Source organism: Streptomyces afghaniensis (assembly GCF_044327915.1).
GTDB classification, from domain to species: domain Bacteria; phylum Actinomycetota; class Actinomycetes; order Streptomycetales; family Streptomycetaceae; genus Streptomyces; species Streptomyces afghaniensis.
This window is the reverse complement of the sequence record NZ_JBIRGJ010000007.1, coordinates 334,218-354,609: the sequence shown is the minus strand read 5'-3', so window position 1 is coordinate 354,609 and position 20,392 is coordinate 334,218. Positions and strand designations below refer to the sequence as shown.

Here is a 20,392-nt window from a genome sequence, read left to right as displayed (position 1 = left end):
CGCCCGTCGATGCACGGGCGCCCTCGGTGTTTCCCGGGTACGGGCGGGTCAGCGGCGGCGTGCCAGGGACAGGGTGCGCTGGGCCGCCGCCACCACCGCCGTGTCGATGAAGCGGCCGTCCTGGAGGGCCTGGGCGCCCGGTTCCGTCGCCGCCGCCTTGACGATCGTCTCCGCTTGCTCGATCTCCTCCTCGGTGGGGAGGAAGGCCCGCTCGATGACCGGGAGCTGGCGGGGATGGATCGCGGCCCGGCCGAGGAAGCCCAGGGCGCGGCCATGGGCGCAGGACGCGGTCAGCCCCTCCAGGTCACGGACGTCCGGGTGGACCGACTGGGCCGGCGGGGGCAGGCCGGCGGCCCGGGCGGCCACGATCACGCGGGAACGGGACCAGTCGAGCCCCTCGTCGTCCCCTACGCCCAGGTCGGCCCCCAGGTCCGCCTCCCCGAGCGCGATGCCCCGCAGGGACGGGTGGGCCGTGGCGACGGCGTACGCCTGTTCCACGCCGAGGGCCGTCTCCAGGAGGGCGTACAGGGGCAGCCCGGCGGGGACGGCGTGCTGGGCGATCCGGACGACCTCGGCGGGTGAGCCGATCTTGGGGAGCCGCAGGGCGCAGAGGCCGGGAGCCGGGGCCACGGCGGCGAGGTCCTCCCCGGCCCAGGGGCTGTCCAGCGGGTTGACCCGGACGTGGACCGGGACCGGCGGCAGGTCGGCGAGCAGCTCGGCGGTGGCGGCACGGGCGTATGCCTTCCGGTCGGGGGCGACCGCGTCCTCCAGGTCGACGACGACGATGTCGGCGCCGGAGGTGAGGGCCTTGGCGACCACATGGGGGCGGTCGCCCGGGGCGTAGAGCCAGGTGAGCGGGAACGCCGTCACAGCGCGCCCTCCGCGCGCAGCGCCGTGAGGTCGGCCGGGGTGAGGCCCAGTTCGGTGAGGACCTCGTCCGTGTCCGCGCCGTGGGGACGGCCGGCCCAGCGGATCGCGCCGGGCGTGGCGGAGAGCCGGAAGAGGACGTTCTGCATGCGCAGGGGGCCCAGCTCCGGGTCGTCGACGGTGGTGATGGTGTTGAGGGCCTGGTACTGCGGGTCCGTCATCACGTCCCGGACGTCCTGGACCGGGGCCACGGCCGCCTCGGCCTTCTCGAAGGCGGCCAGGACGTCCGTGCGGGTGCGTGCGGCGATCCAGGAGCCGACCGCCTCGTCCAGGACGTCGGCGTGGCGGGCGCGGTCGGCGCCCGTGGCGAACCACGGCTCGTCGATCAGTTCCGGGCGGCCCACCAGGTGCATCACGCGTTCCGCGACCGACTGGGCCGACGTCGAGACGGCGACCCAGGTGCCGTCAGCGGTGCGGTAGACGCCGCGCGGGGCGTTGTTCGGGGACCGGTTGCCGGTGCGGGGCTGGACGTGGCCGAGCTGGTCGTACCAGAGCGGCTGGGGGCCGAGGGCGGCCAGGATGGGCTCGATCAGGGCCATGTCGACGACCTGGCCCTCGCCGGTCCTGTCCCGGGCGGCGAGGGCCGTCATCACCGCGTACGCCGTCGTCAGGCCCGCGATGGAGTCGGCCAGACCGAAGGGCGGGAGCGTCGGGGGCGCGTCCGGTTCGCCGGTGATCGCGGCGAAGCCGCTCATCGCCTCGGCGAGGGTGCCGAAGCCGGGGCGGTGGGCGTAGGGGCCGAACTGGCCGAAGCCGGTGACCCGGGCCAGGACCAGGCGGGGGTTGGCGGCCGACAGCTCGGGCCAGCCCAGGTCCCACTTCTCCAGGGTGCCGGGGCGGAAGTTCTCGATGATCACGTCGGCGCCGGCGGCGAGGCGCAGGAGGGTGGCGCGGCCGCCGGGCTTCGACAGGTCGAGGGTGATGGTGCGTTTGTTGCGGCCGAGCATCTTCCACCACAGGCCCACGCCGTCCTTCGACGGGCCGTGGCCGCGGGACGGGTCGGGTTTCGACGGGTGCTCGACCTTGACGACATCCGCGCCGAAGTCGCCGAGCAGGGTGGCGGCGAGCGGGCCGGCGAAGAGGGTGGCGAGGTCCAGGACGCGGAGGCCGGTGAGGGGCGCGGTCATGAGCGGTGGGTCTCCCGGTGGGTGAGGTGGGCGAGGGTGTCGAAGCCGATGCCGTTGAAGTCGCCGATGGAGGTGGACAGGCGGTTCTTCAGAGGGGCCGTCCAGCGGTCGGGGAGCGCCGCGGGGTCTCCTGCCAGCAGACCGGCGATGCTGCCGGCCGTCGCGCCGTTGGAGTCGGTGTCCCAGCCGCCGCTCACCGCGCGGCAGACCGAGCCGGAGAAGTCGCCGTTCGCGTGGGTGAGGGCGGCGGCGATGAGGGCGGTGTTGGGGACGGCGTGCACCCAGTGGTGGGTGGGGGCGTGGGTGGCGTGCAGTTGGTCGACGACCGTGTCGAAATCGCCGTGTCCCCGGGCCAGTTCGATGGCGTGGTGGACGGCTCGGGCGAGGCGGGAGCGGGGCGGGACGACGGTGAGGCCGGTGCGCAGGCAGGCGTGGACGTCGTGTTCTCCCGTCGCGGCCTGCGCGATGGTGGCCGCCGTGAACATCGCCGCGTAGACGCCGTTGGCGGTGTGGGTGAGGGTGGCGTCGCGGTGGGCCTGTTCCGCGGCGGTGGCCGGGTCGCCGGGGTTGGTCCAGCCGTGCATGTCGGCGCGGATCAGGGCGCCGATCCATTCGCGGAACGGGTTGCGGTGGCGGGCGGTGTGCGGGGGTTCCAGGCCGGTGAGGAGGTTGCGGTAGGCGATGCGTTCGGCGGTGAAGGTGCGGCCGGCGGGGAGTTCGTCGAGCCAGGTGCGGGCCACGTCCGTGGTGGTGAAGGACTTGCCGTGGCGTTGCAGGAGGATGAGGTTGAGGAGGGGGTAGTTGAGGTCGTCGTCCTCGGGCATGCCGTCGATGTTCTCGGCGAGCGAGGTTGTTGCCGAGCGGCGGTTCCAGGGGTGTTTCCGGAGGAGGTCTGCGGGGACGCCTCGGGCTGTGAAGTACGTGGTGAGGGGCCAGTTGCCGGTGGAGTTGGCCAGGTGACGGATGGCTTCCAGGGGGAGTTTTTCGACCGGCTTGCCCAGGAGGCAGCCGGCGGCCCGGCCGAGCCAGGCGGCTTCCAAGTGCTGCTGGGTCCTGGCGGCACGACTGCCCGCAGGCTGAGGCAGTGACCAAGCCGGGCACAGCGACTTGATCGATGCCAGGTCCGTCGGTTCGTCGTCCGCCAACCTGCTCGGGAGGTCGGCCAGTTCGTCCAGGAGGTCTTCTGCCAGTTGGCGGAGGTAGCGGGACGCCGGAGTCGGGGATGCGCCTGCGGTGGCGGGGGCCTCTGGGCCGCCTGCCGCGCGCCAGCGGGCCGCGATCGCTTTCGGCTCGCGGCCGTCCTGGGTCGCCTGGCGGAGTTCGTGGCCGATCAAATCCTCCGGCTGGACCCAGGTCAGGCGGAGCATTCCGGGCCTCCGAGGGAGGCGAAGGCCTGTTCGTGGGTGCGGCGGCGGGCCGCGTCCCGGGTGAAGATCTCACGCGTCACGGCGGTGAGGGTGGCCGCCGGTTCCCAGAGGTCCAGGCGGCTGGCCTCCGCGACCGTCTTGGCCCAGTCCTGGGGGACCGGCGAGCCGAGGGCGCCCGCCAGGGCGCCGGCCATCGTGGCGGTGGAGTCGCAGTCGCGGCCGTAGTTGACGGCGCCCAGGACCGCGTGGCGGTAGTCGCCCCGGGCCACGAGCAACATGCCCAGCGCCACGGGGAGTTCCTCGATCGCGTGGAGGCGGGAGGGGCGGCGGGCGCCGAGAGAAGGGGCGCGGTAGTCGGGGCCGACCGTGTCGAAAGGGGCGACAGCCTCGCGCAGGGGGCCCAATGCCGACTCGAAGTCCGGGTGGCGGGAGGCCTCCTCGCAGACCCGCTCGATCGCGGTGCGCGTGCCGTCCTTCGCCAGGGACAGGCAGGTCGAGACGACCGAGTCCGGGGTGGCTCCCGGAGTGCACGCCGCCGCGACCGCCGCCGCCAGAACGCCCGCCGCCTCGCGGCCGTACGACGACTGGTGCGCGCCGGCGATGTCGAGGGCCTCGGCGTAGGCCGCCCGCGGGTTGGCCGCGTTGACCAGGCCGACCGGGGTCATGTACATCGCCGCACCGCAGTTGACGATGTTGCCGGTGCCGGCCTCGCGCGGGTCGGCATGGCCGTAGTGGATCCTCGTCACCAGCCATTTCTCCGCCAGGAAGACGCGGTGCAGGGGGAGTGCCTCGGTCTCCAGCTCCGGGATCCAGCGCGGCTCGGTCATCAGGTCGGGGACGAGGTGGTCGGCGACCGCGTAGGCGTCGAGGTGGTCGCGGACCCGGGCGTAGACGCGGATCAGGGCGTGTGTCATCAAGGTGTCGTCGGTGACGTGGCCGTCGCCCTTGTGGTACGGGGCGAGGGGGCGGGCCGTGCGCCAGTCGTCGCCGTGCCAGGGGCCGACGATGCCGTGGACGCGGCCGCCGTGGCGCTGAAGGATCTGCTCGGGCGAGTAGCCCTCGACGGGGCCGCCGAGGGCGTCGCCGACGGCGGCGCCGACCAGGGCTCCGATGATCCGCTCGTCCAGGGTGGCGGTTTGGTGTGGTTTGGGCTGCATGGCCGCATCATCCACCGGGGTGGGCCGGTTGTGCGGCTTCCAGGAGTTCGGCGAGTTCCACGAGGTCCGTGCCGGTGAGGCGGGGCAGGACGCAGCCGGAGAGGGTGCGGCAGGTCTCCCGCCAGGAGGCTGGGATCGACGCCCCGCCGCCCAGCGCGCCGGTGAGGGCGCCCGCCAGGGCCGGGGCGGAGTCCGCGACGCGGGACAGGCAGGCAGCGGCGGGGACCGCCTCGGCGATGCGGCCGCGGGCCGCCGTGGCCAGCGCGAGGGCGACCGGGACCGTCTCGGCGGCGGCGATGCCGTAGCTGTAGACGTGGTCGACGATCTGGTGTTCCAGGGGCGGGACCAGGGCGAAGGCGCTGTCCGCGTCGGCCGCGAGGTGCAGTGCGTGCCGGGCGTTGCGGCCGATCTCCGTCTCCTCGGGCAGTTCGGCGAGCGCCGCGGTGACGCAGGCGTGGACGTCCGCGCCGGCCAGGGCGACGGCGAGGGCCGCGGCCATGGCGCGGGCGCCGTGTACGCCGTCGCCGTCCTGGGTGTAACGGGCGTCGAACTCGGCGAGGTCGGCGGCGCGCCGGGGGTCGCCCGGGTGGGCCACGGCCAGGACGCACGCCCGTACGCAGGCCGCGTCGTCGAAGTAGTGGGGGTTGTCGTGGCCGGTGGCGGGCGGGCGCAGGCCGGCGGCGAGGTTGCCGAGGCCGGCGCGGACGGAGATGCGGGCGCGCAGGGGGAGGACGGCGGACTCGATCTCGGGCGCGCGGTCCGCTGCGGCGGCGATCTCGGCGGCGAGGGCGTTCCAGGTGAGGTCGATCGCGGCGCGGGTGCGGCGTTCGCGGCTGAGGTCGTTCAGGACGGTGTCGTCGCCTGCGCGCAGGAGGGCTTCCGCGGCGAAGGCGGCCCATTCGGCGTCGTCGGAGGGGCCCAGGCGGAGGGGTTCGGGGGGCTGGTTCAGGGCGATGGGGACGGGGAGGGTGGTCGTGGCGTTGTGTTCGGCGAAGGTGTCCAGTTCGCGGGTGAGGCGGCGGGTCCAGTCGGGCATGCGGGCGGCTCTGTGGCGGGCGGCGGGCCAGCCGGCGGCGTCGCCTGCGGCCAGGCCGAGCAGGAGGCCTTCGGTCTTTTTGTCTCCCACCCGCGCACCGCCCGTAACTGTCTCCCGAGGGGTCCTGGTCTCCCGTGGAGCGCGTTCGCCGTCGGCGGCTGCGGGTGCGTGCGTCGTCATGAGAGAACCTCCGCCGGTGTCAGCAGGTCCGCCACGTCCAGGACGTGGTAGCCCGCCATCGCCGGCAGGCACCGGCCGCGGACCGGGCCGATGGGGGTCGTCCAGGCCTCCGGGATCGCCGAGACGCCCCGGGTCGCGCCCGCCAGCGCGCCCGCCACCGCCGCCGTCGTATCCGCGTCGCGGCCCATGTTCACCGCGGTCAGGACCGACTGTTCGAAGTCGCCGTCGGCCGCCGCGTACGCGCCGAAGGCGAGGGCGACCGCCTCGGGGGCCAGGTCGGTCCAGGGGTAGCCGCCGATGACGACCGCGGAGCGGACCGCGCGTTCGCCGCGGTGGGCCACCGCCACCGCGCGGCGCAGGCAGCGGGCCGTCCAGGAGTCGTCGGGCACGACCGCGAGGGCGGCGGCCACGACCGCGATCGGCTGGGCACCCGCCATCGCCGCCGCCACGCCCGCCGCCACCGCCTGGCCGCCGTAGATGCCCTCGCCGTCGTGGCTCACCGAGCCGTCGATCGCCACCAGCCGGGCCGCCTCGGCCGGGCGGCCCGGCGCGAACACCCCGAAGGGGGCCGCGCGCATGGCCAGGCCGTCGCTCCAGGCGTGCCGGTGCTGGGCGGAGATGGGGGCGGCCAGACCCCGGCGGAGGTTCTCCAGCGTGCCGCGTTCACTGAAGCCGGCGCCTCGGAAGGGACCCTCGTCGCGGTCGGCGATCCACTCGTGCCAGGCCGCCTCCACGCGCGCGGGGGTGAGTGCCGAGCCGTGCCGGGCCAGGAGGAGGCCGGAGAAGATCGCGTACTCGGTGTCGTCCGTGCCGGCGGGGTGCTCGGCGACGTAGCCGGTGATGCGGCCCCACCGTGCCCGGATCTCGGAGGGCTTCATGTTCTCGGCAGGGGCTCCGAGCGCGTCACCGACGGCCAGGCCCAGCAGGGCGCCGCGTGCCCGTTCGCGGAGTTCGGTGGCGTCCCCGGGCGCCGGGACGGAGGGAATGCAGGCGATCGATGCCATACGGGATGTGTCCCACTCCGGTGACCGCCCCGAGCCTCGGGAGCCCCAGCATCACCCGGTCGACATCTGTGCATGATCGTCATCAAGTGAGCGGTGAAGGGTAAAACCGCAGGTTAGCGCAGCCTTTCCTTGCTGGCGGCGCCGGAATTCACGGCGTACTTTGTGTGTTGTAAAAATCTGGAACTCGTCCAGAGAAGCTTGGTTCGGTAAGGGGATCGGGGACTTTTCATGGCCATCATCGAGACCGAGGCGGCGCTGCACGAGGCGCACCGGGACAACCACACCCACCGGGACGTGAACGGCGGCTGGCTGCGTCCCGCGGTGTTCGGTGCGATGGACGGTCTCGTCTCCAACCTGGCCCTGATGACCGGTGTCGCGGGCGGCTCGGTCAGTCAGCACACCGTCGTCCTCACCGGACTCGCGGGCCTGGCCGCCGGCGCCTTCTCCATGGCGGCCGGCGAGTACACCTCCGTCGCTTCGCAGCGCGAGCTCGTCGAGGCCGAGCTGGACGTGGAGCGGCGCGAGCTGCGCAAGCACCCGGAGTGCGAGCAGGCCGAGCTCGCCGCGCTCTACCGGGCGCGCGGGGTCGAGCCGCGGCTGGCCGAGGAGGTCGCCCGGCAGTTGTCGAAGGACCCCGAGCAGGCGCTGGAGATCCATGCCCGGGAGGAGCTGGGCATCGACCCCGCCGATCTGCCCTCGCCCACGGTGGCCGCGGTGTCGAGCTTCGGCTCCTTCGCGCTGGGCGCGCTGATCCCCGTACTGCCTTATCTGCTGGGTGCGAGCAGCCTCTGGCCGGCGGTGCTGCTGGCGCTGCTCGGGCTTTTCCTGTGCGGCGCGGTGGTGGCCAAGGTGACGGCACGGACCTGGTGGTACAGCGGGCTGCGGCAGCTGTTCCTGGGCGGCGCGGCGGCCGGTGTGACGTACGCCCTGGGCAGCTTGTTCGGGACGGCCGTAGGATAGCTCGGCTCGGACTTATGCGATGGGCCGCATAAGTAGCCGTTACTCGCTGGTTTCGAATACGCAATCACCGGGCATGAGCCGTAAGCGCTGCGGGCAATGAGGCCCGTGGACGCACTCAGCGGGGTGGGCGAAGACGCCTGTCCCGCTCTCGGGCCCGACGGGTATCGATCTCACCCGGTCGTTCCGTACAGGCCCCCCATAGCTTCCACCGTCGGTGCGGTACCCCCGCCGCGAGCCGCCGGTGTCCGCATGTTGGAACGGATTATCCCGCTTCCCGAGAACCGCTCCATCATGTAACCTGCACGAAATTTTGCGATCACGCGAGGGCCAACGTCGTCCCTCGGCACTTGCACATGCCACATGACGACGACGGGAGAGCCGATGCGTACGCCGCGCCAGCCGTCCCAGCACTCCGCGAATGGCCAGAACTGGTCCTTCATGGATGCTCGCCCTGCTGCGCAGGGTATGTACGACCCCCGCAACGAGCACGACGCCTGTGGCGTCGGCTTCGTCGCCACCCTTACCGGCGAGGCGTCCCACACCCTGGTCGAGCAGGCTCTGACCGTCCTGCGCAACCTCGAACACCGCGGTGCCACCGGCTCCGAGCCCGACTCCGGCGACGGCGCCGGCATCCTGTCCCAGGTCCCGGACGCCTTCTTCCGTGACGTGGCCGGATTCGAACTGCCCGAGGCCGGCGCCTACGCCGTCGGCACCGCCTTCCTGCCGGAGGACTCCGCCGACGACGCCGTCTCGCAGATCGAGACGATCGCGGCCGATGAGGGCCTGACCGTCCTCGGCTGGCGCGAGGTGCCGGTCGCTCCCCAGCTGCTGGGTGCCACCGCCCGGTCGACCATGCCGGTCTTCCGCCAGATCTTCGTCAGCGACGGCGCTGCCGCGCCCGCGACGGGTATCGCCCTCGACCGCAAGGCCTTCGTGCTGCGCAAGCGCGCCGAGCGCGAGGCCGGCGTGTACTTCCCGTCGCTGTCCGCGCGGACCATCGTCTACAAGGGCATGCTGACCACCGGCCAGCTGGAGCCCTTCTTCCCGGACCTGTCCGACCGCCGGTTCGCCTCCGCGATCGCGCTCGTGCACTCCCGGTTCTCGACGAACACGTTCCCGTCCTGGCCGCTGGCCCACCCCTACCGCTTCGTCGCGCACAACGGTGAGATCAACACCGTCAAGGGCAACCGCAACTGGATGGTGGCCCGCGAGTCGCAGCTCGTCTCGGACCTGTTCGGTTCCGACGACAAGGCCATAGAGCGGATCTTCCCGGTCTGCACGCCGGACGCCTCCGACTCCGCCTCCTTCGACGAGGTCCTGGAGCTGCTGCACCTGGGCGGCCGTTCGCTGCCGCACTCCGTGCTGATGATGATCCCGGAGGCGTGGGAGAACCACGACTCCATGGACCCGGCCCGGCGCGCCTTCTACCAGTTCCACTCCACGATGATGGAGCCCTGGGACGGTCCGGCCTGTGTCACCTTCACCGACGGCACCCAGGTCGGCGCCGTCCTCGACCGCAACGGACTGCGCCCCGGCCGCTACTGGGTCACCGACGACGGCCTCGTCGTCCTCGGCTCCGAGGTCGGCGTCCTGGACATCGACCCGGCCAAGGTCGTCCGCAAGGGCCGCCTCCAGCCCGGCCGGATGTTCCTCGTCGACACCGCCGAGCACCGCATCATCGAGGACGACGAGATCAAGGCCGAGCTCGCCGCCGAGAAGCCGTACGCGGAGTGGATCGAGGCCGGTGAGATCGAGCTCTCCGACCTGCCCGAGCGCGAGCACATCGTCCACACCCACGCCTCGGTCACCCGCCGCCAGCAGACCTTCGGCTACACCGAGGAGGAGCTGCGCGTCATCCTCGCGCCGATGGCCAAGGCCGGTGCCGAGCCGATCGGCTCGATGGGCACCGACTCGCCGATCGCCGCGCTGTCGGACCGCCCGCGCCTGCTCTTCGACTACTTCACCCAGCTGTTCGCGCAGGTCACCAACCCGCCGCTGGACGCGATCCGCGAGGAGCTCGTCACCTCGCTGCGCTCCTCGCTGGGCCCGCAGGGCAACCTGCTGGAGCCGTCGGCCGCGTCCTGCCGCAGCGTCCTGCTGCCGTTCCCGGTGATCGACAACGACGAGCTGGCCAAGCTCATCCACATCAACGCCGACGGCGACATGCCCGGCTTCAAGGCCGCGACCCTGTCCGGCCTGTACCGGGTGCACGGCGGCGGTGACGCGCTGGCCGCGCGGATCGACGAGATCTGCGCCGAGGCCGACGCCGCCATCGAGAACGGCGCCCGCCTGATCGTCCTGTCGGACCGCCACTCGGACGCCGAGCACGCGCCGATCCCGTCGCTGCTGCTCACCGCGGCCGTCCACCACCACCTCATCCGCACCAAGCAGCGCACCCAGGTGGGCCTGCTGGTCGAGGCCGGCGACGTCCGCGAGGTCCACCACGTCGCCCTGCTCATCGGCTACGGCGCCGCCGCCGTCAACCCGTACCTGGCGATGGAGTCCGTCGAGGACCTGGTCCGCGCAGGGACGTTCCTCCCCGGCATCGAGCCCGAGAAGGCCATCCGCAACCTCATCTACGCCCTCGGCAAGGGCGTGCTGAAGGTCATGTCCAAGATGGGCATCTCGACCGTCGCGTCCTACCGCGGCGCCCAGGTCTTCGAGGCCGTCGGTCTCGACGAGGCCTTCGTCGAGAAGTACTTCAACGGCACGGCCACCAAGATCGGCGGCGTCGGCATCGACGTCATCGCCAAGGAGGTCGCCGCCCGGCACGCCAAGGCCTACCCGGCCTCCGGCATCGCCCCGGCGCACCGGGCGCTGGACATAGGCGGCGAGTACCAGTGGCGCCGCGAGGGCGAGCCGCACCTGTTCGACCCGGAGACGGTCTTCCGTCTCCAGCACTCCACGCGCTCCGGCCGCTACGACATCTTCAAGAAGTACACCGAGCGCGTGAACGAGCAGTCCGAGCGGCTGATGACGCTCCGCGGGCTCTTCGGCTTCAAGTCCGACCGGAAGCCCATTCCGATCGACGAGGTCGAGCCGGTCTCCGAGATCGTCAAGCGGTTCTCGACGGGCGCCATGTCGTACGGCTCCATCTCGCAGGAGGCGCACGAGACCCTCGCCATCGCCATGAACCAGCTGGGCGGCAAGTCCAACACCGGTGAGGGCGGCGAGGACCCGGAGCGCCTGTACGACCCGGCCCGCCGGTCGTCCATCAAGCAGGTCGCCTCCGGCCGCTTCGGTGTGACCTCCGAGTACCTGGTCAACTCCGACGACATCCAGATCAAGATGGCCCAGGGCGCCAAGCCCGGCGAGGGCGGCCAGCTGCCCGGCCACAAGGTCTACCCGTGGGTCGCCAAGACGCGGCACTCGACGCCGGGCGTCGGCCTCATCTCGCCGCCTCCGCACCACGACATCTACTCCATCGAGGACCTGGCCCAGCTGATCCACGACCTGAAGAACGCGAACCCGCAGGCGCGGATTCACGTCAAGCTGGTCTCCGAGGTCGGCGTCGGCACGGTCGCCGCGGGTGTCTCCAAGGCTCACGCGGACGTCGTCCTCATCTCCGGCCACGACGGCGGTACGGGCGCCTCGCCGCTCACCTCGCTGAAGCACGCGGGCGGCCCCTGGGAGCTCGGCCTCGCCGAGACCCAGCAGACGCTGCTGCTCAACGGTCTGCGCGACCGCATCGTCGTGCAGACCGACGGCCAGCTGAAGACCGGCCGTGACGTGGTCATCGCCGCGCTGCTCGGCGCCGAGGAGTTCGGTTTCGCGACCGCGCCGCTCGTCGTCTCCGGCTGCGTCATGATGCGCGTCTGCCACCTGGACACCTGCCCGGTCGGCATCGCCACGCAGAACCCGGTGCTGCGCGAGCGGTACAACGGCAAGGCCGAGTACGTCGTGAACTTCTTCACGTACATCGCCGAAGAGGTCCGCGAGCTCCTCGCCGAGCTGGGCTTCCGCTCCATCGAGGAGGCCGTCGGCCACGCCGAGGCCCTCGACGTCACCCGCGCGGTCGACCACTGGAAGGCGCAGGGCCTGGACCTGGAGCCGCTGTTCCACGTGCCCGAGCTGCCCGAGGGCGCGGTCCGCCACCAGCTGATCGCCCAGGACCACGGTCTGGAGAAGGCGCTCGACAACCAGCTGATCAAGCTGGCCGCGGACGCCCTGTCCGCCTCGGACGCCACCGAGGCCCAGCCGGTCCGCGCGCAGGTGCAGATCCGCAACATCAACCGCACGGTCGGCACCATGCTCGGCCACGAGGTGACGAAGAAGTTCGGTGGCGCGGGCCTGCCCGACGACACCATCGACATCACCTTCACCGGCTCCGCCGGCCAGTCGTTCGGCGCGTTCGTGCCGCGCGGTGTCACGCTGCGCCTGGAGGGCGACGCCAACGACTACGTCGGCAAGGGCCTCTCGGGCGGCCGGATCGTGGTCCGCCCGGACCGCGCGGCCGACCACCTCGCCGAGTACAGCGTCATCGCCGGCAACACCATCGGCTACGGCGCGACCGGCGGCGAGATGTTCCTGCGCGGCAAGGTCGGCGAGCGCTTCTGCGTCCGCAACTCCGGTGCGACGGTCGTCTCCGAGGGCGTGGGCGACCACGGCTGCGAGTACATGACCGGTGGTCACGCGGTCGTGCTGGGCGAGACGGGCCGCAACTTCGCGGCCGGTATGTCCGGCGGTATCGCGTACGTCATCGACCTGGACCGCGACAACGTCAACGTCGGCAACCTGGACGCGGTCGAGGCGCTGGACGACACCGACAAGCAGTGGCTGCACGACGTGGTCCGCCGCCACCAGGAGGAGACGGGCTCCACCGTCGCCGAGAAGCTCCTGGCCGAGTGGGACACCGCCGTCGAGCGCTTCAGCAGGATCATCCCCAGCACGTACAAGGCAGTGCTCGCCGCCAAGGACGCCGCCGAGCGAGCCGGTCTCTCCGAGACCGAGACCCACGAGAAGATGATGGAGGCGGCGATCAATGGCTGACCCGAAGGGCTTCCTGAACCACGGGCGCGAGGTCGCCAAGTCCCGCCCCGTCGAGGAGCGCGTCAAGGACTGGAACGAGGTCTACGTCCCCGGCTCCCTGCTGCCGATCATCAGCAAGCAGGCCAGCCGCTGCATGGACTGCGGCATCCCGTTCTGCCACAACGGCTGCCCGCTCGGGAACCTGATCCCCGAGTGGAACGACTACGCCTACCGCGAGGACTGGGCCGCCGCCTCGGAACGCCTGCACGCGACGAACAACTTCCCGGAGTTCACGGGCCGTCTGTGCCCCGCTCCGTGTGAGTCGGCGTGTGTGCTCGGCATCAACCAGCCGCCGGTCACCATCAAGAACGTCGAGGTCTCGATCATCGACAAGGCGTGGGAGACCGGGGACGTCGCCCCGCAGATCCCGGAGCGCCTGTCCGGCAAGACCGTCGCCGTCATCGGCTCCGGCCCCGCGGGCCTGGCCGCCGCCCAGCAGCTGACCCGGGCCGGCCACACGGTCGCCGTCTACGAGCGCGCGGACCGCATCGGAGGCCTCCTCCGGTACGGCATCCCCGAGTTCAAGATGGAGAAGCGGCACATCAACCGCCGTATCGAGCAGATGCGCGCGGAGGGCACCCGCTTCCGCACGGGCATCGAGATCGGCCGCGACCTGAAGGCCACGGACCTGAAGAAGCGGTACGACGCGGTCGTCCTGGCCGTCGGCGCCACCACGGCCCGTGACCTGCCGGTGCCCGGCCGCGAGCTCAAGGGCATCTACCAGGCCATGGAGTACCTGCCCCTGTCCAACAAGGTGCAGGAGGGCGACTTCGTGGCGCCCCCGATCTCGGCCGAGGGCAAGCACGTCGTGGTCATCGGCGGCGGCGACACCGGCGCCGACTGCGTCGGCACCGCCCACCGCCAGGGCGCGGCCTCCGTCACACAGCTGGAGATCATGCCCCGCCCGAACGACGAGCGGCACCCGGTCAACCAGCCCTGGCCGACCTTCCCGATGCTCTACAAGGTCACCTCGGCCCACGAGGAGGGTGGCGAGCGCGTCTACTCGGTCTCGACGACCCACTTCGAGGGCGACGAGGACGGCAACGTGCAGTGGCTGCACCTCACCGAGGTGGAGTTCATCGACGGCCGGCTGACCCCGAAGCCGGGCACGGAGCGCAAGATCCCCGCCCAGCTGGTCACCCTCGCCATGGGCTTCACCGGCACCGACCGGGAGAACGGCCTGGTCGAGCAGTTCGGCCTGGAGCTCGACGAGCGCGGCAACATCGCCCGTGACGACGACTACCAGACCAACGTGCCGGGCGTGTTCGTCGCCGGTGACGCGGGCCGCGGCCAGTCGCTCATCGTGTGGGCGATCGCCGAGGGCCGCTCGGCGGCGCGCGGGGTGGACCGCCACCTCACGGGCGCCAGTGAGCTGCCGGCGCCGATCCGTCCCACGGACCGCGCGCTGATGGTCTGACGGACCACCGAAAAGACGTCCCGTACAAAGGCGTACGGAACACTGACGGCGCCTGCCCCACAGTCCCCGACCGGACGAACGGGCAGGCGCTGTCGCCTTTCCCCGCTACTTTCCGCCGGGCGCGACCCACGTGACGATCACCGCGGCGGCGACGCACAGGACACCGGCCAGGGCGAGCCAGCGCGCGCACTCGACCAGCAGCCAGACGGTCTTGGTCCGCTTCTTCTCGTAGCGCAGCAGCCGGCCCGCCTCCAGCAGGACCTCCTCACCGGGCCGTCCGTGCACGGCCAGAACGCCCAGCCAGGACGCGGTGATCAGGGCGAGGAACCCGGTGATCAGCAGCCCGGTCACCCACCAGCGGGGCGTGTCCGCCAGCTTGCTCAGATCCTCCTGGCCCTTCAGCACGAACACCGCCGCGAGCAGGCCCGTGAGCGTCGCGAGGAAGTTGCGGTACCCCTCGGCCTGGTGCAGCGCCGCCTGCAACTGCCGCTCCGGAGAGGCCATCTCGCGGCAGCGGCGGTCCGCGTCGCGGAGCTGCTGCGGCGTGGGCGTGAAGGTCATGGCGTCGCCCCCGACTGTCCGGGCGAGGGCGGCGCCGCGATGGTCAGCAGGGCGCCGCACCCCCGCGGCTCGCTCGCGGGGCGGTTCATGTGCAGGGTGCGGCACTGGCACAGGGTGTAGAACGGCGCGGGCCCCGGCTCCTCCCGCCGGTTGAAGAAGCCGCCCTTGGCGACCGGGGGCTGCCCGAAGGTCCACGTCCTCGTCATCGGGCAGGTGCAGACCGGGCAGGTCCCGGAGGCTTCGTACTGGGCGTCGTCGCCGTTCCTGCGCACGACCCACCGGAAGGTGAGGACGGGGGCGTGGAAGGCGTCGGGGTCGTACTCGATCGGGGGCGTCACTCGGCGGTGCCTTCCAGGTGCGGGGCTTCGGCGGGCAGTTCGAGGGAGAAGAGGGCCGCGTACCGGGCCAGCCGCTCGCGCACCTGGCTCTCGGGCAGATCCGTCTCCTCCGCGCAGAGCGTGATGTGGTCCCGGGAGACGGAGCCGGCCAGGGCGGGGGCCCGGCCGGTGAGCTGCTCCGTGAGGATGATCAGGTCCTGCCAGTCGGGGACGCGGTCGGCCACCTCGCCCTCGGGCCTGCCGACGGTGACGTCCAGGCCGAGGCAGGCGAAGGGGGCGTAGCGGTCGTACGTCCTGGCGAGGGTCCAGTCGAAGCGGCCGGCGGTGCGGACGAGTTCGAGGGGGCCGAGGGCGCAGGACTCGCCGTCGACGCCCAGGAGACCCGGGCTGAAGGCGGCGAGGTCGTACAGGTCCGGTTCGAGGTCCCGTACGGCCGCGAACCCGGGGGCGTCGGGAGCGCAGGGGGGCGGCGGGCCACCGAGCGGGACGAACCGGGCGAGGTGCTCGATGGAGGCGGCGAGGGTGCGGCGCGTGCTGTACGCGTGGTGCAGCAGCCGGCGGAGCCGGTGGTTCGGCAGGAATTCCTTCGACGGATGCCACAGGAGCGCGGAGACGTCCTGGTTGGTCGCTTGCAGGTCCAGGACTGCGGGGTCCGGCTGGGTGACGGAGACGGGCAGGATCTGGTCCGGTCCTGTCAGCCGCCGCACGATGTCGCCGATGGGGCGCCGCTCCGTGGCGCTCAGCTGGACGAGAACCGGGGGTGTCACGCCCTGCTCGTCCAGCTGCCTGCCGGACGCCTCGATCGTGTGGCCACGGGTGAGGGGATGGTCCCAGACCTCCAGTTGCCGCACGGTCTCCTCGATGCGGTCCTCGAAGCCCGGGGCGAGCAGTCCCGCCGTGCTCAGGAGCCGCAGGATCTTGTCGATCTCGTCGAGGTCGATGTCCGACCTGGGCGACAGGCTCGGGGTGCGAGAGGCCCGGCGCGTGATGACCCTGATGAACTCCCAGGGCGCGACAGCGGTGCCACGGCCACGGATAACGGTGAGTACCTCGGCCGCCAGGGAGGAGGGGATCCAGTCGGCCACCTCGGCGGGCGGCTCGTCGGCGCGGATCCCGGTCACCGGAGTGAGGGCGTTCAGACGTGACGCCACCTCCCTGGGCGGAGTCTGCAACTCCGCGGCCAGCAGCAGCAGATCGGCGATGCGGAGATCGTCCTCACGCCATCGGGCCCTGTCCAGGCGGACACCGAGCGACCGGGAGAACAGGGAACGCTCCATCGCATCGAACGGTCCGTGCTCGATGGCGGCGGGCGAGGGGTCTTCCCGCAGCGAGAAGCCGAGCGGCTCGAACCGCCGGACACGAGCCGCCAGGTCGCTGACGGGCACTCCGGGTTCGGCCCGGGCGAGAAGGTCGACCACCCCCAGCTCACCGGGCCACACGTGCAGTTCCTCGTCCAACTCCTTGCTCACCAGCAGCGCGGCGTCACCCCGGGTGGGGACCTCGGCGGCCAGGTCGGCATCCAGGGCGGGCGGGGGCGGCAACTCGGACTGCAAGGTCCGGAGTTCCTCCAGGAGGGCGACCGCGTCCCCGAGGGTCAGGCGGTGTCGCGCGGCGATCAGCAGGAGCGGGGCGTACCGGGCTGGTTTGGTCCACGACCTCGCGAGCAGCAGGGAACGCCACATTTCGGACAGCTCCACCAGTTGCGTCGTGGGCCGTGCGGTCCGCAGTGCGCGGATGTCCGCCGCGGCGGGAACCTCCAAACCCAGGATCGCGTAGCGGCGCAGGGCCTTGAGCGGCTCTGCCGACGCCGTGTCCGTCACATGTGCGGCGCGCAGCACCGTCTCCCATCCGCGCGGGGTGGCGTCCTTCGGGAAGAGGATCGCGTCCATCGCGGCCGGGCGGGGGTACCCGGGCGGCAGGAAGGACTTACCGCCCGGGTGGAGGGCGAGCCGTGCCTTCTGCCACTGTCTGGCGAGGGCGCTCTGGTAATCGTCGAGCTGCCCGCGCCAGGGGCCCCGGCTGTTCCCGGCGTTCTCGTCCATGGGCAGGCACCCCACAGTCGTGAGAGGCACCGTACGCGGCAGGGTCTGGTGGGGACTGGCTCCCGGAGGAAAGATGATGGCCACGGTGTCGCCGGGCAGCGAGTCGAGCACTGCGAGGGCGAGCCGGGGCGACTTCGCGGCGAGCTCCCACAGCCATGACAGCAGGACCTTCCGCCACCGCGCGGCGGCCCTCGGCGCGGCCTTCAGCAGCTCGGACGTCACCGCCTCACGGTCGTACGAGATCAGGCTGTTGCGGTCCACACTGGGTTCCGGACGGTGCCGCTCCCGCAGATTGACGATGTGGCCGTACGACTCCGGCGCGTCCTTGATGACCACTCCGTCCAGCAGCCACCCGCCTTGCCCCTGCACCAGCCAGATGTCGCGGGCGCCCTGGACGGCGTCGCCGTACCAGGGCTTGGGGGTGGGAGGCGTGAGCGCTCCGGGTTCCCAGCGCCGGTGCCGTACGACCGTCCCGGTGTCGTCCCTGGCGAGCTCCCGTGCCTCCACCTCGAAGTCCGCGACCCACAGGAAGGACTCCAGCGTGTCCACCAACGAGGGCGGGACGGTGGAGTCCTCGCCCAGATAGAGCCGCACCCGCGTCCCCCCGTCCAGCGCCACATGCGGGTCCTCGCCGATCCGCAGCAGTCCCGAGCCCGACTGGATGTCGGCGCGCAGCGGCTCCAGTCGGGGTGCGCGGCCGTAGTGGTCCACCGGGTTCGTCCAGACCACGACTTCCTCGGCCAGCATGAAGTAGCTGAACACGCCGATGCCGAAACGGGAGTTGAGGGGCATCTCGCCGAGTTCGGCGCGGCGCCAGTTGCGGCGTTCCTGGACGAACTCGGGGTCCTGCTCGTACCGCTTGCCGGCGCGGGCGAACATCGAGGTCAGCTTGGCGCGGTTCATGCCGGAACCGTTGTCCGTGCACTCGATGTACGGCCTGCCGTCGGCATCCCAGCCCTGGGTGAACGTGATCCTCGGCTGCCAGTCGGGCCCCGGCCGCCCCTGCGCCGCGCCGTACTGCCGGCGCATGTCGCGGTAGCGGCAGGCGTCCAGGGCGTTCTGGTACAGCTCGCGCACCGCCAGCATGGGATCGCCGTAGAGCTGGGTGCCCATCAGCAGGGGCCGGATCTCGTCCTCGGCCAGCCGGAAGCGTTCCAGCGGCTGCTTGTACCGCTCGGCCACGGGGACGAGCTGGTCGGTGGTGACGCGCTCGGGGAATCCGCGCAGCAGGGCCGGCGGGGTCGTACGGGCCTTCTGGCACTCCTGGTGCAGCAGGCTCACCGTCGCGTTCGTCCGCGCGGCGAGCTCCTCGACGGCCACGTGCAGCGCCGGATGAGGGCAGGCGAACCGGACGGTGAGTTCGTAGGGGCCGTCGTCCTGTTCGCCCAGGAGCGTCACGTCGTAGCCGAAGTCGGCGGACAGGGCGGCCACCACGTCGTCCGGGTCCAGGGGTTCGTGGGCGCCGAGGTGGTCGACGAGGACGCTCGACATCCGGCGCGGGTCGGCGGCCTGGAGGCCGGCCGTCCACAGCAGACGGGCGAGGTCCGAGGCGCGCCACTGGTTCCCGGGCACCGGCGGGTAGGTGCTCCAGTCGTCCCCGCCGCGTGCGTCGTTGATGCGCGGGCTGGTGCTCGGGTGGACCGTCAGATGGCCGAGGACCTGGCGCACCTGGCCGTCGATGGTGAGCCTGGTCGCCTCTCTGACCGGTGCTCCGGTGGGGTCGGCGGCCGCGTCCAGGATCGCGCTCACCAGCAGGTCGAGGATCGTGTCCACGGCCGAGTAGTCGCCCGTGCGTTCCCACAGCAGGTCCCAGTCGGTGATGAAGCGGTGCCGCAGCCAGTGGTCGGCGGCCGCCGTCTGCTCCTTCAGACCGCGGCGGCGCAGCGTCGCGACGGTGCGCCGGACCTGGGAGTGCGCGCGGGCCACGTCGTGGGCGGCGTCCCGGACCAGGCGGTCGTGGCCTTCGAGGGCATCGTCCGCGGCGCTCTTGACGTCCATTCCCTCCGGCATCGTCCGGCGCAGCTCTTCCAGCGCGATCGCGACGACGCCCTCCTGCACGACGGGCGCGGCGAGCAGCGCCGCCGTCTCGGCGGGCGAGAGCTGGTCGCGGCCCTCCAGACGGGCCCGCTTGACCAGGGTCTCCGTCCGGTCGACCACCCGGACCGGATAGGTGGGGTCGGTCCACGGGTCGTCGCGGTGCGCACCCTCGGTGGAGAGGGAGTCCACGATGTGCTCGACCAGCTCGCCGAGCCGCTTCTTGACCCGCTCGTGCACGGCCGGGGTGCCCGACGTGTACTCCCACAGGGACGACTGCTCGATCATGGTCGTCCACCGGTACGCCTCCTGCGCGCCCTCGCACAGCACGGGGCCCGGGCCCTCCGCGTTGAGGCCGTGCGGGAAGTACCGGTCGACGGTGGGCGGCATGACGCCCGCGTCGGACGCGTTCCGGCGCACCGTCGTGCGGGTGTAGCGGACGAGGTCGGCGAAGGTGGTGGGCTGGGTCGTCGGCGCGAGCGCCTTGGCGAGCGCCCGGCCGAACCAGCTGCCTTCCTGGGGGTCGGCGTAGGAGCGCTCGCCCCGGCTGCAGCTGTACAGCCAGTACACGTCCTCGGCGGCCGAGAGCACGGTCTTCCTGCTCTGCTCGGCCAGGGGCGTGGGCTCCTCGGTGCGGCAGATGTCCAGGCAGACGACCATCGTCACGCCGGCGGGCAGCCCGTCGAGCAGTCCCTCGGGGTCGGCGGCTATGAGCGTGCGGTCGAGGAGCGCCCGGCCACCGGCCGGGTCCGTACGGCCCGGCTGTACGTCGGCGGGCAGGAGATGGTCCCGCTTGCCGACGGTCGTGCCGTGACAGGACACGTAGAGGAACGCCGTGTCGCCGGGGGAGCACTCGTCGAAGAACTCCTGGAGGGCGCCGAGCAGTTCGAAGCCGCCCGGATCGTGCAGCGGCCGAACCTCGTAGTGTGACTGGCGCAGCGCACGGCTCACCAGTTCGACGTCCTCGACGGCGCTGTCCAGAGCGGGGAAACGCCGGGCCAGATGCTCGTCCCGCTCCAGCGCGGGGGTCCGCCCCACCCCGACGACCAACGCCCGCCGTCTGCCCGCTCCAGGGGCCTCAGCCTGTCCCGGTTTCACGCGTCCCCCTCATGCGATTCACGAGTAGGACATCATCGCAGAGCACGGGGGCCGGGGTGCCGTACTCTCGGGAGCCGTCCCCGGTGATCGACAGCCGGCGACCGAGGGGGGAGGGC

Annotated in this window: 12 protein-coding genes; 3 read left to right on the top strand and 9 right to left on the bottom strand. The window is 72.0% G+C overall.

Going from position 1 to position 20,392, the window contains the following annotated elements:
* Nucleotides 1-48 precede the first annotated feature (48 nt).
* The 6 genes from ACH4G3_RS27390 to ACH4G3_RS27365 are packed head-to-tail and all read right to left on the bottom strand — an operon-like array spanning nt 49 to nt 6,798.
* Nucleotides 49-870 carry an HpcH/HpaI aldolase/citrate lyase family protein gene (locus tag ACH4G3_RS27390; RefSeq protein ID WP_397627006.1) on the bottom strand — a complete coding sequence of 274 codons (822 nt, stop codon included), beginning with the start codon at nt 868-870 and terminating at the stop codon, nt 49-51.
* Nucleotides 867-2,054: a CaiB/BaiF CoA transferase family protein gene (locus tag ACH4G3_RS27385; protein ID WP_397627005.1), complete on the bottom strand. Its 1,188-nt coding sequence runs from the start codon at nt 2,052-2,054 to the stop codon at nt 867-869. The genes ACH4G3_RS27390 and ACH4G3_RS27385 overlap by 4 nt, the downstream gene beginning before the upstream one ends.
* Nucleotides 2,051-3,421, bottom strand: coding sequence for an ADP-ribosylglycohydrolase family protein (locus ACH4G3_RS27380; protein WP_397627004.1), 1,371 nt, complete (start codon nt 3,419-3,421; stop codon nt 2,051-2,053). The genes ACH4G3_RS27385 and ACH4G3_RS27380 overlap by 4 nt, the downstream gene beginning before the upstream one ends.
* On the bottom strand, nt 3,409-4,578 hold the full coding sequence (locus ACH4G3_RS27375; RefSeq protein WP_397627003.1) for an ADP-ribosylglycohydrolase family protein: 1,170 nt from the start codon (nt 4,576-4,578) through the stop codon (nt 3,409-3,411). Before ACH4G3_RS27375 ends, ACH4G3_RS27380 begins: the two co-directional genes overlap by 13 nt.
* 7 nt (nt 4,579-4,585) lie before the next feature.
* Nucleotides 4,586-5,794 (bottom strand): ADP-ribosylglycohydrolase family protein, encoded by a 1,209-nt coding sequence (locus tag ACH4G3_RS27370; RefSeq protein ID WP_397627002.1) that lies wholly within the window; start codon nt 5,792-5,794, stop codon nt 4,586-4,588.
* Nucleotides 5,791-6,798 (bottom strand): ADP-ribosylglycohydrolase family protein, encoded by a 1,008-nt coding sequence (locus tag ACH4G3_RS27365; RefSeq protein ID WP_397627001.1) that lies wholly within the window; start codon nt 6,796-6,798, stop codon nt 5,791-5,793. The genes ACH4G3_RS27370 and ACH4G3_RS27365 overlap by 4 nt, the downstream gene beginning before the upstream one ends.
* Before the next feature lie 228 nt (nt 6,799-7,026).
* On the opposite strand from ACH4G3_RS27365, the gene ACH4G3_RS27360 reads away from it, so the two are divergent.
* The 3 genes from ACH4G3_RS27360 to ACH4G3_RS27350 all read left to right on the top strand — a co-directional run bounded on the left by ACH4G3_RS27360 (nt 7,027) and on the right by ACH4G3_RS27350 (nt 14,203).
* On the top strand, nt 7,027-7,758 hold the full coding sequence (locus ACH4G3_RS27360; RefSeq protein WP_397627000.1) for a VIT1/CCC1 transporter family protein: 732 nt from the start codon (nt 7,027-7,029) through the stop codon (nt 7,756-7,758).
* 438 nt (nt 7,759-8,196) lie between these two features.
* Nucleotides 8,197-12,747 (top strand): glutamate synthase large subunit, encoded by a 4,551-nt coding sequence (gene gltB / locus ACH4G3_RS27355; RefSeq protein WP_449657603.1) that lies wholly within the window; start codon nt 8,197-8,199, stop codon nt 12,745-12,747.
* Nucleotides 12,740-14,203, top strand: coding sequence for a glutamate synthase subunit beta (locus ACH4G3_RS27350; RefSeq protein ID WP_397620017.1), 1,464 nt, complete (start codon nt 12,740-12,742; stop codon nt 14,201-14,203). The genes gltB and ACH4G3_RS27350 overlap by 8 nt, the downstream gene beginning before the upstream one ends.
* A 105-nt stretch (nt 14,204-14,308) precedes the next feature.
* Here the strand turns inward: ACH4G3_RS27350 and ACH4G3_RS27345 are convergent, their stop codons facing one another.
* Genes ACH4G3_RS27345 through ACH4G3_RS27335 form a run of 3 tightly spaced genes read right to left on the bottom strand, consistent with a single transcriptional unit; the run spans nt 14,309 to nt 20,276 of the window.
* On the bottom strand, nt 14,309-14,764 hold the full coding sequence (locus ACH4G3_RS27345) for a hypothetical protein (RefSeq protein ID WP_397626999.1): 456 nt from the start codon (nt 14,762-14,764) through the stop codon (nt 14,309-14,311).
* Nucleotides 14,761-15,102, bottom strand: coding sequence for a hypothetical protein (locus ACH4G3_RS27340; RefSeq protein WP_397626998.1), 342 nt, complete (start codon nt 15,100-15,102; stop codon nt 14,761-14,763). Before ACH4G3_RS27340 ends, ACH4G3_RS27345 begins: the two co-directional genes overlap by 4 nt.
* Nucleotides 15,099-20,276: an HD domain-containing protein gene (locus ACH4G3_RS27335; protein ID WP_397626997.1), complete on the bottom strand. Its 5,178-nt coding sequence runs from the start codon at nt 20,274-20,276 to the stop codon at nt 15,099-15,101. Before ACH4G3_RS27335 ends, ACH4G3_RS27340 begins: the two co-directional genes overlap by 4 nt.
* Nucleotides 20,277-20,392 lie beyond the last annotated feature (116 nt).

Excerpts from the sequence above, each read along its gene's own strand:
- ACH4G3_RS27385 (WP_397627005.1), bottom strand. The coding sequence starts at position 2,054 with ATGACCGCGCCCCTCACCGGCCTCCGCGTCCTGGACCTCGCCACCCTC.
- ACH4G3_RS27380 (WP_397627004.1), bottom strand. The coding sequence starts at position 3,421 with ATGCTCCGCCTGACCTGGGTCCAGCCGGAGGATTTGATCGGCCACGAA.
- ACH4G3_RS27375 (WP_397627003.1), bottom strand. The coding sequence starts at position 4,578 with ATGCAGCCCAAACCACACCAAACCGCCACCCTGGACGAGCGGATCATC.
- ACH4G3_RS27370 (WP_397627002.1), bottom strand. The coding sequence starts at position 5,794 with ATGACGACGCACGCACCCGCAGCCGCCGACGGCGAACGCGCTCCACGG.
- ACH4G3_RS27365 (WP_397627001.1), bottom strand. The coding sequence starts at position 6,798 with ATGGCATCGATCGCCTGCATTCCCTCCGTCCCGGCGCCCGGGGACGCC.
- ACH4G3_RS27360 (WP_397627000.1), top strand. The coding sequence starts at position 7,027 with ATGGCCATCATCGAGACCGAGGCGGCGCTGCACGAGGCGCACCGGGAC.
- gltB (WP_449657603.1), top strand. The coding sequence starts at position 8,197 with ATGGATGCTCGCCCTGCTGCGCAGGGTATGTACGACCCCCGCAACGAG.
- ACH4G3_RS27350 (WP_397620017.1), top strand. The coding sequence starts at position 12,740 with ATGGCTGACCCGAAGGGCTTCCTGAACCACGGGCGCGAGGTCGCCAAG.
- ACH4G3_RS27345 (WP_397626999.1), bottom strand. The coding sequence starts at position 14,764 with ATGACCTTCACGCCCACGCCGCAGCAGCTCCGCGACGCGGACCGCCGC.